The sequence below is a fragment of the Pseudomonas brassicacearum genome (genome assembly GCF_003732265.1).
GTDB lineage: Bacteria > Pseudomonadota > Gammaproteobacteria > Pseudomonadales > Pseudomonadaceae > Aquipseudomonas > Aquipseudomonas brassicacearum_D.
The window spans coordinates 324,986-338,726 of sequence record NZ_MOBK01000008.1 but is presented as its reverse complement, the minus strand read 5'-3'; the positions used below and the strand labels follow the sequence as shown (position 1 = coordinate 338,726).

Sequence of the window (13,741 nt, the reverse complement as noted above, 5' to 3'; positions counted from 1 at the left end):
GGTCATCGTCAAGATTAAATTCCGAAACCCCTATCTGCGTATGCAGGTAGGGGTTTTGTTTTGGCAGCGAAAAAGTACTCCCCCTTAACGCACAAATTGGCGCAGTTATTTTCGACTCATGCCTCTAGAATAGGGCCAACTTTTTCGGAACAGAGCCTTTATGTCAGATCCGGTTGACGCCGCAAGGCTGTCAGAATTACCGCTGGACGATTTGGTTGCGTGTCATGAGTGCGATTTGCTGATGCGCAAACCCGAACTCGCCCATGGCGAGAAAGCGCTGTGTCCGCGCTGCGGCTATGAGCTCTATGCCCATCGGCACAACGTCGTACAACGCAGTCTCGCTTTGGTGATCGCCGCTTTATTGTTGTACGTGCCGGCGAACTTTTTACCCATCATGCAGCTCAATCTACTCGGACAATCGTCAAACGACACAGTCTGGAGCGGCGTTGTGGCCTTGTTCGACACCGGCATGCAAAGCGTCTCGGTGATTGTGTTCCTGTGCAGCATGGGAATCCCGTTGCTCAAACTGCTCTGCCAATTGGCAGTCTTGTTGAGTATTCGCTTTGATATCGGACGCAGCTACGGCTTGTTGCTCTATCGCATTTATCACCATCTACGGGATTGGGGAATGCTCGAGGTTTACCTCATGGGCGTACTGGTCGCGTTTGTAAAACTGGCAGATATGGCAGCCATTAGCGTAGGTCTTGGTCTGGTGTGCTTTATCAGTTTGCTGTTGGTTCAGGTCGGGTTGGAGGTTGTGATGTCGCCTCATCAGATCTGGCAGGCCTTATCAGGAGAGGATGCCCATGCGGGCGATTGATGCAGGCATTCTGATTTGTGCGGAATGCCATGAGTTGAACAAGCAGGAAGCTGACACCGACGAGCAAGTCTGCACCCGTTGTGGCGCGCTGGTTCATGCCCGTCGCCCGAACAGCCTGGTACGCACCTGGGCGCTGTTGATTACCGCGGCGATTCTCTACATTCCGGCCAATGTGCTGCCGATCATGACCATCAACTCACTCGGCAAGGGCGCCCCCAGCACCATCATGTCCGGCGTGATTGACCTGGTTCATTACGGCATGTTTCCCATCGCGGCGGTGGTGTTCATTGCCAGTATCCTAGTGCCGACGTTCAAACTGGTGGGCATCGGCCTGCTGCTGTTTTCGATACAGCGCCGCCAGCCACTCTCGGCTCGCCAACGAATCTGGATGTACCGCTTTATCGAGTTCATCGGCCGCTGGTCGATGCTGGATATCTTTGTGATCGCCATCCTGGTGGCGGTCGTGAATTTCGGACGGCTTGCCAGCATCGAAGCCAATCTTGGCGCCATCGCCTTCGCCAGTGTGGTGATTTTGACGATGCTTGCCGCCGTTTCTTTCGATCCCCGACTGATTTGGGATAACACGGAGTCGGACGACGACCATGACTGATTTGCCTACAGCGAAAACCCGACCGGCCTCGAACTGGTCAGCCATATGGATCCTGCCCCTGATCGCTTTGATCATTGGCGGCTGGCTCGGCTGGCGGGCCTATAACGAGACCGGCATCGAGGTTCAGGTGCGGTTCGAAAGCGGCGAAGGCATTCAGGCCAACAAGACGGAAGTCGTCTACAAAGGTATGTCCGTCGGTAAGGTGAAAGTTCTGAAGCTCGATGACGAAGGCGCTTCCAAAGGCGTGATCGCGACCATAGAGATGAACAAGGATGTCGAGCAATACCTCAGGACCAGCACTCGCTTCTGGCTGGTAAAACCGAGCGTGACGCTAGCCGGTATCACCGGTCTGGAAACCCTGGTTTCGGGTAATTATGTGGCGATCAGCCCCGGTGAAGGCGAGCCCACTCGCAAATTCAAGGCGCTGGCAGAAGAGCCGCCCCTGTCCGACGCCAAGCCGGGTTTGCACCTGACCATCAAGGCTGATCGCCTCGGCTCGCTGAACCGTGGCAGCCCTGTGTTCTACAAGCAGATCAAAGTCGGCCAGATCAAAAGCTATGTGCTCTCGGAAGACCAGAGTACGGTCGAGCTCAAAGTGTTCATCGAGCCCACCTACGCCAATCTGGTGCGCAAACACACGCGTTTCTGGAACGCCAGCGGCATCAGCATCGACGCCAACCTCTCCGGTGTGAAAATTCGCAGTGAGTCGCTTGCCAGCATCGTCGCCGGGGGTATCGCGTTCGCCACTCCGGAGAACCGCAAGGACAGTCCGCCCACCGACCCGAGCCTGCCGTTCCGTCTCTACGAAGACTTCGACGCTGCTGCCGCCGGTATTCGGGTCAAGGTCAAACTCACCGATTTCGAAGGCTTGCAGGCAGGCCGTACGCCGGTCATGTACAAAGGCATCCAGGTCGGCAACCTGAAAGCGCTGAAGATCGATCCGGACCTGTCCGGTGCCACCGCCGAACTGACCCTCGATCCTTTGGCTGAAGACTACCTGGTCACCGGTACTCAGTTCTGGGTGGTCAAACCGTCGATTTCCCTCGCGGGGAGCACGGGTCTGGAAGCGTTGGTCAAAGGTAACTACATCGCCGTGCGCCCTGGCGATAAAGGCTCCGCGCCACAGCGCGAATTCGTCGCGCGGCCCAAGGCGCCACCGCTGGACCTGCGTTCACCGGGCTTGCACCTGGTGTTGTTCACCGAGAACCTCGGTTCGCTGGAAGTCGGCAGCCCGATTCTCTACAAACAGGTCAAAGTCGGTTCGGTGCAGAGCTATCAATTCTCCAAGAAAAAGAAACAACTGGTGATTGGCGTTCACATCGAGAAGGAATACGAAGGCTTGGTCAACGCCTCTACCCGATTCTGGAATGCCAGCGGCATCACGCTCACGGGCGGACTGACGGGCGGGATACAAGTCAAAAGTGAATCGCTGCAAAGCCTGATGGCCGGTGGCATCGCCTTTGAGACACCGGAAGCCAAAGCCCCGCTGCAAAAGAAGATCCCGCGTTTCCGTCTGTTCGCCAACCACGACGAAGCCAATCAGAAAGGCACCGTGGTCACCATCAAGGTTGAACGCGCCGATGGCTTGCGTAACGGCACGCCGGTGAGATTCAAAGGCCTGGACGTCGGCAAGATCGAAGACGTTGACCTCACCGATGATCTGCAATCGGTGATGCTCACCGCGCGGATCACTGAAGTGCCGGAGCGCATTGCCCGTGTGGGTAGCCAGTTCTGGGTGGTCAAACCTGAATTGGGTTTGATCAAGACCCGCAATCTGGAAACGCTGGTGACGGGTCAATACATCGAAGTACAACCTGCCCCGAAGAACCTCGGCCCGCAGAAGAACTTTGTAGCGTTGGCCAACCCGCCCGAGACGGCCAGGCAGGAAGCCGGTCTGAGTCTGGTCCTGAGCGCCGCGCGCCGTGGTTCGCTGAAAACCGGTGTGCCGGTGACGTATCGCGAAATCACTGTCGGCAAGGTCACGGGCTACGAGCTTGGGCAGACGGCAGATCGTGTGCTGGTGCACATTCTGATCGAACCGAAATACGCGCCGCTGGTGCGCAGCGGTACACGTTTCTGGAACACCAGCGGTTTTGGTTTTGACTACGGCTTGTTCAAGGGCGCAACCGTACGCACTGAATCGCTGGAGACGCTGATTCAGGGCGGCATTGCCTTCGCCACGCCGGACGGCGATCGCATGGGCAGCCCGGCGCGAGCTGAACAGACCTTCCCGTTGTTCGACAAGTTTGAAGATGAATGGCTGACCTGGGCGCCGAAGATCTCAATCGGCAAGTAGTCTAACGCCCATAAAAAAGGCCGCGATCCATTGGATCGCGGCCTTTTTCGTATCTAGCGGTTCAACTCAAACCGCATCCAGCTCTGGCTCATCCGCCTGTGCAACAACGTTCGCCTTCACCTCGTCATGACGGCGAATGTACTTCCAGTCCGCCTCGTCGATGTAGATCCCGTTCGGCCCGCTGCCACCTTCCAGGTCAATCGCGACACTGGCGCAAACCTGCGGTTTCACACTTGCCAGGATCGGCACGAAGCCCAGTTGCAGGCTGGTTTCCAGCAATGCGGCCTGGTTCTTCTCATCGATATCTGCCGCCTCGTCGAGGTAGTACGGCAGGCGTACGCGACCGGCCTGGTCGCGATCCATCAAGTGCAGTAACAAGTACATGTTGGTCAGCGCCTTGATGGTCATCGTGGTGCCGTTTGACGCGGCGCCGTCGATGTCGGTATGGATGACCGGCTGACCATTCACCTTGGTGATCTCGAAAGCCAGTTCGAACAAGTCCTTGAGGCCCAGCTGGTTGTGGTTGGCCGCTACCAACCGCGCCAGGTATTCCTTGGCTTCTTCGTTCTTGTTGTCCTGCTCGGCACTTTGGCTCAGGTCGAACACGGAGAGGGTTTCGCCTTCTTCGTATTGGCCGGCGCTGTGGATGATCTGGTCGATGTGCTTGAGCGCTTCCTTGTTCGGCGCGAGCACGATACGGAAGCTTTGCAGGTTGGACACCTGACGCTTGTTGATCTCGCGGTTGAACAGCGCCAGTTGATGCTCGAGGCTGTCGTAGTCGCTGCGGATGTTGCGCAAGGTCCGAGCGATATCGGTGACCGCTGCCCGGCGTGCCTTGCCCAACGTCAGGGCTTCATCGGTGCGGTGCGCGTAGGCGTTGATCAGCAGTTGCAGGCGACGTTCCATATCGTCTTCGCTGTCGAACTTGGCCACACCCTTGAGGCGGACCTGCGCGTACAGCGCCTCGATCTGACCGTCACTGCGCAGCAAACCTTGCCAGCTGTCCTGATAGTCATTGAGCAGCGGCAGCAGGTTGTCCATGGAGTCGTCGATCGGGTCCATGAACGGTGTGCCGAACGGCAAGTCTGCCGGCAACAACTGACGGCGGCGCAGGGCGTCGTCGAGGGTGCGTTGCTTGGCTTCCATGTCGCCGATCTGACGGCCGACCAGTTGCAGCTTGGCCGACAGTTGCTGGACGCGTTCGGTGAAGGCGTCGCTGGAACGCTTCAATTCGTCCTGCGCCGCTTCCATCTGCGCCAGTTGCTCAAGCTTGTCGCCTTCCTCGGCGCTCAGGGTTTGCGCGCGACGGAAATCTTCCAGGGCTTTCTGCGCATCCAACACTTGCTGGTAAAGCGCTTCGGTCTGGGTCTTGCTCGCGGCGCGGTCGGCGGCCACGGCTTGTTGGGTCTTGAGTTGCTTGAGTTCTTTGTCCAGGCGCTCTTTCTGATCGCGCAACGCGGCGCGGTCCGCCAAGGCTTGCAGCGCTGGCGGCTCGATGTTCGAGATGTCGATGGACAGGCCCGGCACTTCGAAGCGCTCGCCTTTGAAACCGTCGAGGATCAATTCCATGGATTTGACCCACTGACCGTCCTCGTCCAGCGTGATGCCATGTTCGCCCAACGGCAGACTGAACAACGCGCTGTTGAACAAACGCATCAGGCGCTCGACATCTTGCTGCGAGAACTCTTCACGCAGACGGGCGTAGCTGTTGTTGTCAGCGTGATCGAGTTGCTGCTTGACCGACTTCAGGCGTTTTTCCAGATCGCGCAGACGCTCTTCGAGGTCTTCGGCAGAGAACTGCCGGGACTGCGCCAGCGCACCGGCCAGTTCGTCGTGCGCGTCCTTGGCCGCGAGCAGTTGCTGCTCCAGCACTTTGACGTCATCGACCAACGCGAAGCGATGCTTGAGCACCGACAACTCGCCGAGCCAGCGCTGGATGCCGGTGATTTCCCGTTCCAGGCGCATCAGTTCTTGCGTACCGCCACGCTGATCGTTTTGCAGCGCGTCCTGCTCGTTGCGGTAATGCTCGGCCTGAATCGTCAGCTCTTCCTTGCGCGCACTGGCGTAGTCCGACCAGGTGCCGAGCAAGGAGTCGAGCAGCGGCGAGATCCGGTGCAATTTTCCGCGCAGGATATTGCGCTGGGCCACGCCCGCAGCCAGTGCTTCAACCAGCGGGCCGGCAGTGACCAGCGAGTTGTAATCCTGCTCCATGCGCCGTACATCGCGGAACGCTTCTTCGCACGCGGCGATGTAGTCGACGCTGCCGGAACGCAGGCTGTGCTCGAACGCATCGAGGAACAGCTGCTTGAGTTTGGCTGCGGTGATTTCGCGCATGTGCAGCAGGTTGATGAACAGTGCGCGGAAGGTCTTCAGGCTCTGCTCGCTGGTGGAGCGCAGCGGGATCAGCGTCAGGTCGAGTGGAATCGAGGTGTGACCGCCGACCAGCAAGCGACGCAGTTCATCAGGCTTCAACTCGTAGGCTTTCAGGCCTTCGCGTTCAAGGTTGGTGAACAGTTCTTTCTGGCGCAGGCAGGTGTCGTTCTTCTGGTAATGCGCCAGATCGAGTTTGCCGGCATAGGCAAAGAACTGGTGACCGAAACCACCGCCCGGGCCGCGACCGACCACGCCGATCACATGCGGGCCGTGGGGCAGCGACACTTCAACCAGGATGTAGCTGGTGTCGGAGGCGAAGTAGAAACGCCGGGATTGTTCCAGGCTGTACTTGCCGAAACTCATGTCCGACATGCGCGCCAGGATCGGGAACTGCAGGGCGTTGATCGAGGCGGATTTACCGAGGTTGTTTGCGCCGTAAACCGACAGCGGTTCTTCCAGCGGAAACAGGCCGAGGCTGTAACCGGCGGTGTTCAAAAGGGCAAAGCGGCGAATGCCGTAGCGTTCCTTGCTCATGCGTCGGTCTCCTGTTCTTCGGCGATGGCGCGGGCCATGGCGTCTTCTTCGCTTTCTTCTTCGAAGTCACTTAAGTCCAGTGGATCGTCGGTTTCCAACAGCTTTTCATCGCTGTCGTCATCGATCAGCACGGGAACCGGCAATGGCAACACGCTGTGCAGGCTGGCCGCCAGATCACGGTCCTGCTGAACCGACAGGCAGACATCGAGGAAACGGTGCATCGGCGGCAGGAAACGGTAGATGCCGTTTTCTTCGCCGGCGAAACCGAGCTGGGTCATGCGGCGCATGATTTTTTCTTCGAGCTCTTCGACGGTCTGCACTTCAGCCTGGATGAACAGGTCGCGGTACTTTTCCAGCAAGGAAGGCAATTCATCGCGGCCGAGGCTGCCACCGTCGAGCACGGCAACCGGGTCACGGCCCTGATCCGCCAGATGCTCGACGAGGATAAAGGTGAACAGCGCCAGTCGTTGCGCGGTCTTGTTCACTGCGGCAGCGGCGAGGTCCGGCACGAAGTAGTAGAAACCACGGGTGTCGCATACCAATTCAAAGCCCAACGCCTTGAACAGCGTGCGGTACTGGTCCTGAAAGTTCGACAGTTGCGCGTACAGCTCCGGGTCGCGGCGGCTGACGTGGTAGCCCTTGAACAGCTCGCGAAAGATCGGCGCCAGTTGGGACAGTTCGTTTAGATCAAGATGCATTTGGAATGCTCGCAGAATCCTCGGCGGCGGTGTCGCCGGCCGAGAGCAGGGCGAAGGAGCGCAGGCTGACCTGGTGCTCATGAGTGTGGTAATCGCGGCGTTCCAGACGCTCGCGCTTGAAGCGTTTCTCCCGCGACAGGCGCGAGAACCAGTACAGCAACTCGTCGGTCGCCCCGTCCGGTTCCTGCTCCAGCAGCCAGGTCATCAGGTCCGGCATCGGCAGGGCGTCTTCGCAGCGTTCGAGCATTTCGCGAACGGTACGTGGCGCGCGCGGGGCTTCGCCTTTCTGGGTCTTGTGGGCCTTGGGGAAGCGCGCCGGTTTCGGTTCGAAGCGGGCCAGCGCATACACGTAGGCTTCGACCTGGCTGGCGCTGCCGAGGAACGTGCTTTGCGGACGGGTGAACATCGGCATCGCGGCTTGCGGGACGGCATCGATGCCTTTGCGACGAATGGCCGACAGGGCCAGCGCCGCGCCACGGGTCACGGCATTGTGGCGGCGGGCTTCTTCCCGCAGCGGCAGCAGCAGTTCGCGGGCATGACGCAGGGTCAATTGGGCGCTGGTCTGCATTTCGAGGATGCGCGCGTGGGTGCGCAGCAGCATGTCGTCGTCAACCAGATGGCCGAGGCGCTGCTGCTCACTGAGCATCTTCAGCAGCACGGTTTCGACCTTGCGTACGCCTTGTTCGAAGGCGCCGTCGGCGTTCACCAGGTCAATCATCGGCTCGACGTATTCGTCCCAGGTCGCCAGTACTTCAGCGTAACGCTGACGCAAAGGAATCTGCCGATCGCTGGTTTTCGCCCGTTCGGCGACGGCCACCAGCGCTTGTTCATCGTTATCGAGTTTTTTCAGTACGTCGCGTACGCGCATATCGAGCAAACGCAATTGCCGCGCCAGGTCGTGGCCATCGCGAATGTCGAACGCGTCCTGAATGTAACCGGCCAGGCGTTCGAGGTGCCGCAAGTAGGCTTCGATCTCCAGGCACAGGCCCAGACGGTGCTCACGGCGCAGGTAAGCGAGGAAGTCGTGGATCTGCGCATTGAGCTCGAACCGGTTCGGGCTTTTCGCTACCGGAACCAGAATGTCGAGGCGGATCCACACGTCCAGCAGGCTGGTGATGTCCTGCGGCGTACTGTCGAGTTGCTGGGCGGCCAACTGTGAACGCAGTTCGTTGAGGCTCAGTGTGCCTTGGTCGAAGTGCTCGCACAGTGGCTCCAGAAGTGCCCAGTGTTCAGCGAGGGCGCGCAAGACGCGCTTGGGTTCGATCATCGGAATGGCCGGCTGGTTGGCGATTAAAAGCGGCGATTGTACTGCATCGCGGGCGATGCAATTCACTCTCGGGACGGACTGTTGGTTTTCTATCGATCAACAGCAGGCGATCTTGAGCGAAGGGCGGTAGAATCACCGCACTTTAGTTATCCACAAGTGGCCGACCTTTGCTTATCGAGTCTCGTCGCCGCGCTTATTTGACCGCCATGCAGGTGGTCAACTGGCTGCCGCGCACCGAATTGCCCTTTGCCGCGCCGTCGCGCCCCGAGCTGCTGGAGATGCCTGAGCCGTTGGTCGTCGCGCCAATGGCACCGGTTGCGCCCGCGCCTGTGGCTGATTCGCCCGTGGAACCGTTGGTCAAACCGGCCGAACGGGTGAAGATCGAAGTGCCGCGCCCGTCGTTGGCCAGCACACGCACCAACGCCAAGGTCGAAGAAGAGGCTGCACCGGTCGTCGCCAAGGTTGTACAGGTGCCGCCACCGCGTTTCGCCCTGCAATTGCTACGCGCCGGTCGCTGCCTGCTGCTGGTGGAGTTACCCACAGGCGAAACGTTCCAGACCCGCGATCCCGCCTATTTACTGCTCAAAGACATGCTGCGCGCCGCCGGTCTGCCGGACAGCCCGCAGATTGTCGGCGAGCCGGTACGCTGGCCGCTGCTGGCTCGCGGCACCATGGACCAAGGCCCGGAAGCGGCGCGTGACTTCGTGCAAGGCTTTCTCTCGGCGCGCATCGAAGACGCCCCATGCGTCTGCGTGTGGCTGATCGGCCTGCCGGCGGTGCGTTTTGCCGGTGAGGCCAATGCCGAATCGTTCAACCGTGAACTCCAGGTCGAAGGCCTGGGCTCGGTCTGGGCCCTGCCGGGTCTGGAATTATTAATGGAAGAGCCACAGCGTAAGGCTGATGTCTGGCAAGCCATGCGTCGGCTGATGGCGCGCTGGAAAGAATCAAATGAGTGACGCTGTATCGTTCCGCCCGATGACCGAGGCGGACCTGGACGCTGTACTGAAAATCGAATACGCGGCCTACAGCCATCCCTGGACCCGCGGGATTTTTCTCGACGGGCTGGGCAAGTACCAGATCTGGCTGATGTTCGAAGGACAGCAGCAGGTCGGGCATGGGGTGGTGCAGATCATTCTGGATGAGGCGCATCTGCTCAATATCACCGTCAAACCGGAAAATCAGGGCCGTGGCCTGGGTTTGACGCTGCTGGAGCATTTGATGTCGATCGCCTACAAGGCTGAGGCGCGGGAGTGTTTTCTGGAAGTTCGCGACAGTAATCAGTCGGCGTTTCGGTTGTATGAGCGGTACGGATTTAACGAGATTGGCCGGCGTCGGGATTATTATCCGGCGGTGGGTGGTCGGGAAGATGCGGTGGTCATGGCCTGCACCCTGGTCGACTAAGCTCCCTCAAAAGCTTCGCGAACAGGCTCGCTCCCACAATGGATTTGTGTCGAACATAAAACCTGTGGGAGCGGGCTTGCTCGCGAAGGCGGCTTAACAGGCGCTACAAATCACCGATCCTTATCCATCGGATCCCGCTGCGCCATCTCCGCCTCATCCAGCCCATTACCCCCGCCAATGTCATCTTCATCGACAATGCTCAAATCCCAATCCGCCTGATCACCTTCACCCGCTTCATGAGCATCGCGTGCACCATCTTCATGGATCAACGTTTCCGGGCTCATGTCATCATCGGTAGACTCGTGATCATCGGTCGAGGCACCGGTCATCCCGGCTTCACGTACGCGTTCATTGGGCATCAGTCGTTCGCGCTCGTTCTCGGGCAGTTCGTCACCGATTTTGGCGCTCGGTTCCTCCTCGTCGAAATCCAGCTCCTGCATCGAGCCCATGCGGTCTTCGTTGTCGTCGATCGGCTCAGGTTGCGCCGCATCGTACGGACGTCGTGATTCAGTCATGGCAATTCCTCATACTGTGGGCCTTACTAGGGTGGACCCACTGGGCTCCTGAGAATTCCACCGATCATACTTGCATCAAGCGCGTGACCTCGACGGGCGGTTGTCTGTCAAACCAGCGCACCATTCTTGAGGCTTTACAGCATGAACGAATTACAAGATCTGATTGATAACAACGAACGCTGGGCTGAAGCGATCAAACAGGAAGATCCGGACTTCTTCTCCAAGCTGGCGCGCCAACAGACGCCGGAATACTTGTGGATTGGCTGTTCCGACGCCCGCGTGCCGGCCAACGAGATCGTCGGCATGTTGCCGGGCGACCTGTTCGTACACCGTAACGTGGCCAACGTGGTGCTGCACACCGACCTTAACTGCCTGTCGGTGATTCAGTACGCGGTGGACGTGCTCAAGGTCAAACACATCCTGGTCACCGGCCACTATGGCTGTGGCGGCGTGCGCGCCTCCATGCAGGATCGTCAGTTGGGCCTGATCGACGGCTGGCTGCGCTCGATCCGTGACCTCTATTACGAAAAGCGCGAAGAACTGGCCGAACTGGCGACCGAAGAAGAACAGGTCGATCGTCTCTGCGAGCTCAACGTGATCCAGCAAGTGGCGAACGTCGGGCACACCAGCATCGTGCAGAACGCCTGGCACCGTGGGCAGCCGCTGTCGATCCATGGTTGCATCTACGGGATCAAGGACGGTCGCTGGAAAAGCCTGAACACGACCATCAGCGGATTTGAGCAACTGCCGCCGCAATACCGTCTGCGCCCGGTCGAGAAGCTTTAGACCGTTTAGCAAAGACCCCGCCGACGCAAGTGGTGATAAAACAACTGGCCGTCGGCGTTTGGCGGTTCATCGTAACCGGTGATCCAGCCTCGGCACTCCGGCGACGCGCACTGGCAGGCGAACTGGCGCAGCAGTTTGTCTTCAGTTGCGGCGAAATCCATCGTCAGGCTGTCGCCTTTCTTGATGTCCTTCAGCGCCCACAACCACAGTTCGCTCATGTCGAAAAACACGTTGGGGTCGCAGGAATGCCGCAACAGGCCGCTAAAGCGCGGGTCAAAGACGTGAATCCCGGACGCCAGTTGCCGCGTGTGTCGAGTGCGATAAGGCAGTAAATGCCCCGACACCCGGCAGATTCGGCTAATCCGTGGAAATTCGCGCAGCGCTGCGACGGCTACCGCTGAGCCATCGGCGTTGTAGATGATTTTGAAATCGGCCAGCGATGGAAATCCAAGGCTGACCGGTAGCTCTTTAAACGGATAAACGCCATCCGGCGGGTGCTCTGAAGTTTGGTGCACGGGATGAGATTTCATAACGATCCTTGTCGGCAGTGCGTTGCGACTTCCCAAACTGACGAGCCTGTCAGCCCTGCAACACGGGTATACCTCAAGATCTCGCATATGAAACGATGGGTCTACTGTCAAAACTGACAGGGGCGATGTGCGCTTTTGCGCGTCAGCCTTGACTGACGCGCAAGGTGATTACAGCGCAGGTGCCGGAATCGCTGTTGCGGGCGCCGGGGCTTTCAGCTGCTGGAGCTGCGCCTTGATCGGCGTTGTCGCGCACTTGGCCGCGGCTTGTTCCGGGGTCAGGTTGCGGATCGAGGTGTAGAACAACTCGCAGGTTTTTTCTTTCTGCGTCACTTGCCAGGTTTGTGTGCAGCTTTTCAGCTGGGCAGCAGGGTCGCTGCCCGGTTTGCTGCCCATGCCGGCCTGCCAGCACGCGGCGCTCAAATCCTGGCCCATGACGGTCAGGCCCGCCGCATCGGCTTTGGCCTGGGCATCGTCGCCGGTGTAGCTGTCCGGGTTGGCGGCGTACCAGATGTAGCTCGGATGGTTCGAGCCCAACACCGGCACGTTCAGGCCTTTCTTCGGGCTGATGGTAGCCAGGCCCAACACGTCGACGGTCACACCATATTGCTGCTTGAGCCAGTTACGCACCGGCGCACCGAAGGCAACCATCGGCAGCGCAGCACCTTTGGCGTTCTGGCTGACGTCCTTGACCATGGTGGTCTGGTAATCCTTGAAGTAGCCGTAGACACCCTCCAGATCCTTGCCCGCGCTGGCCGGTGCGGCAATGGGAGCGATGTCGATGATGGTCTGATAGCCCGGCGTCTGGTCGGCGGGGATGCCGTTATCCGTCAGCAACGTGGCCCAGCGATCCGTGGTCGCGGAGCGCAGGTAATCCTGAGCCTGGGTCAGGGAGTAATCCGGTGGGAAGTGCAGCAACTCGACACTCTTGCGGTTTTCCAGGGCCATGCCCAACGGCAGGAACAAGTACCAGTTGTAGGCCCATTTACTGTCCGCGTTGAGTTTTTTGGCGCCGGTGTAGGCCAGATCTCCGGCATCGAGCAGCGTGGCCAGCGGTTTTTCGTAACCCTTTGGCACGCCGCTGATGTCGGCGTAGAGCTGATGGTTATCCGTTTTGACGCGCACTTTCGCAGCGCTGTAGCCATCGCGCTGCACGCTTTGGGTCAGGTAGTGCTCGACGGTTTGTTCAAGCGTCCAGTTGCGAAAGCAGATCACATTGCAGTTGTTGGGATAGGCAAAGAGCCGGGTGACGCGTTCGATGCTGCCCAGTTTCAGATCGACATCGGCGTGGGCGGTGGCACTCAGGGCGAGGGCGGCGAAGGTGAGTCCTGTGAGTTTGAGCATGCTCAGATCCTTTTCAGCGTGGGCCCATTGATTGGGTGCACACATACTGGATCAGCGTCGTTACACAGAACAATGGGCACGCCGGGCTTTTTTGCGCGGCACCTGAGTTATGTTTTTACAGGAACTCCCGGACAGAGGATCCGGCCCGGGACAGGTCATTCGAGCTGCAAAAAAGCAGAGGCGTTACAACAACTTCAATGCCAGATGAGTGCCTGCGCGCAAGTATTCGACTTGTGCAAATACGGCATCTTTGACGATGGCCTCTCCGGTATCGGTCAGTTTGGCTTTTTTGGCATCTATGATGGAGGTTTGCATTAGCTGCATCACGACATCCATCGCTTTTTGAAGAGCGGTCAGATTGTTGTGCTGACCGAACTCACGGACGACAGCGTCCATCCGGCGGTCTGCGTCATCGCGCAGTTTTGTGTATTCAACGACTGAAACCCTACCGTCCTGGTAAATTTCATTGATCATCTCTTCCAGCGTTTTCGATATTAACGACATGTGCTTGTTCATCCTTGGTCAGTGCAGTTCTTGATTCAACACGTTTTGAGCTGACGAAGTTTACTC

The 13,741-nt window shown here is 58.8% G+C and carries 13 protein-coding genes; 6 read left to right on the top strand and 7 right to left on the bottom strand.

Translation table 11 applies throughout. The features are described from left to right. Positions 1-160 precede the first annotated feature (160 nt). From BK660_RS22580 to BK660_RS22570, 3 genes are read left to right on the top strand one after another with little or no spacing between them, the layout of a single operon-like run. On the top strand, positions 161-820 hold the full coding sequence (locus tag BK660_RS22580) for a paraquat-inducible protein A (RefSeq protein ID WP_027925910.1): 660 nt from the start codon (positions 161-163) through the stop codon (positions 818-820). Further along, positions 807-1,430, top strand: coding sequence for a paraquat-inducible protein A (locus tag BK660_RS22575; protein ID WP_123435154.1), 624 nt, complete (start codon positions 807-809; stop codon positions 1,428-1,430). Before BK660_RS22580 ends, BK660_RS22575 begins: the two co-directional genes overlap by 14 nt. Continuing rightward, positions 1,423-3,726: a PqiB family protein gene (locus BK660_RS22570; protein ID WP_123435153.1), complete on the top strand. Its 2,304-nt coding sequence runs from the start codon at positions 1,423-1,425 to the stop codon at positions 3,724-3,726. The genes BK660_RS22575 and BK660_RS22570 overlap by 8 nt, the downstream gene beginning before the upstream one ends. A 66-nt stretch (positions 3,727-3,792) precedes the next feature. Here the strand turns inward: BK660_RS22570 and mksF are convergent, their stop codons facing one another. The 3 genes from mksF to mksB are packed head-to-tail and all read right to left on the bottom strand — an operon-like array spanning position 3,793 to position 8,598. Continuing rightward, positions 3,793-6,633: an Mks condensin complex protein MksF gene (mksF, locus tag BK660_RS22565; protein WP_123435152.1), complete on the bottom strand. Its 2,841-nt coding sequence runs from the start codon at positions 6,631-6,633 to the stop codon at positions 3,793-3,795. Next, on the bottom strand, positions 6,630-7,331 hold the full coding sequence (gene mksE / locus BK660_RS22560) for an Mks condensin complex protein MksE (RefSeq protein ID WP_027925914.1): 702 nt from the start codon (positions 7,329-7,331) through the stop codon (positions 6,630-6,632). The genes mksF and mksE overlap by 4 nt, the downstream gene beginning before the upstream one ends. Beyond that, the gene (mksB, locus tag BK660_RS22555; protein WP_185045171.1) at positions 7,321-8,598 is read right to left on the bottom strand and encodes an Mks condensin complex protein MksB; all 1,278 of its coding nucleotides are present in this window, start codon (positions 8,596-8,598) and stop codon (positions 7,321-7,323) included. Before mksB ends, mksE begins: the two co-directional genes overlap by 11 nt. Positions 8,599-8,804: 206 nt before the next feature. On the opposite strand from mksB, the gene BK660_RS22550 reads away from it, so the two are divergent. Next, entirely contained in the window at positions 8,805-9,554 is a 750-nt protein-coding gene (locus BK660_RS22550) for an energy transducer TonB (RefSeq protein WP_123435150.1), read from the top strand. Then, positions 9,547-9,999, top strand: coding sequence for a ribosomal protein S18-alanine N-acetyltransferase (gene rimI / locus BK660_RS22545; protein ID WP_123435149.1), 453 nt, complete (start codon positions 9,547-9,549; stop codon positions 9,997-9,999). Before BK660_RS22550 ends, rimI begins: the two co-directional genes overlap by 8 nt. A gap of 110 nt (positions 10,000-10,109) precedes the next feature. Here the strand turns inward: rimI and BK660_RS22540 are convergent, their stop codons facing one another. Further along, a complete protein-coding gene (locus BK660_RS22540; protein ID WP_123435148.1) occupies positions 10,110-10,514 on the bottom strand; it encodes a serine kinase/phosphatase in 405 nt (134 codons plus the stop codon). Positions 10,515-10,655: 141 nt separating this feature from the next. Here BK660_RS22540 and can point away from each other — a divergent pair, with 141 nt between their 5' ends. Next, on the top strand, positions 10,656-11,300 hold the full coding sequence (gene can, locus BK660_RS22535) for a carbonate dehydratase (protein WP_027925919.1): 645 nt from the start codon (positions 10,656-10,658) through the stop codon (positions 11,298-11,300). A 5-nt stretch (positions 11,301-11,305) separates the two neighbouring features. Here can and BK660_RS22530 read toward each other — a convergent pair whose 3' ends face one another. From BK660_RS22530 to BK660_RS22520, 3 genes are all read right to left on the bottom strand, one after another. Next, positions 11,306-11,830: an SET domain-containing protein-lysine N-methyltransferase gene (locus tag BK660_RS22530; protein ID WP_123435147.1), complete on the bottom strand. Its 525-nt coding sequence runs from the start codon at positions 11,828-11,830 to the stop codon at positions 11,306-11,308. Between the two features lie 168 nt (positions 11,831-11,998). Further along, a complete protein-coding gene (locus BK660_RS22525) occupies positions 11,999-13,171 on the bottom strand; it encodes a hypothetical protein (RefSeq protein WP_123435146.1) in 1,173 nt (390 codons plus the stop codon). Positions 13,172-13,354: 183 nt separating this feature from the next. Continuing rightward, entirely contained in the window at positions 13,355-13,675 is a 321-nt protein-coding gene (locus BK660_RS22520) for a hypothetical protein (protein WP_123435145.1), read from the bottom strand. Positions 13,676-13,741 lie beyond the last annotated feature (66 nt).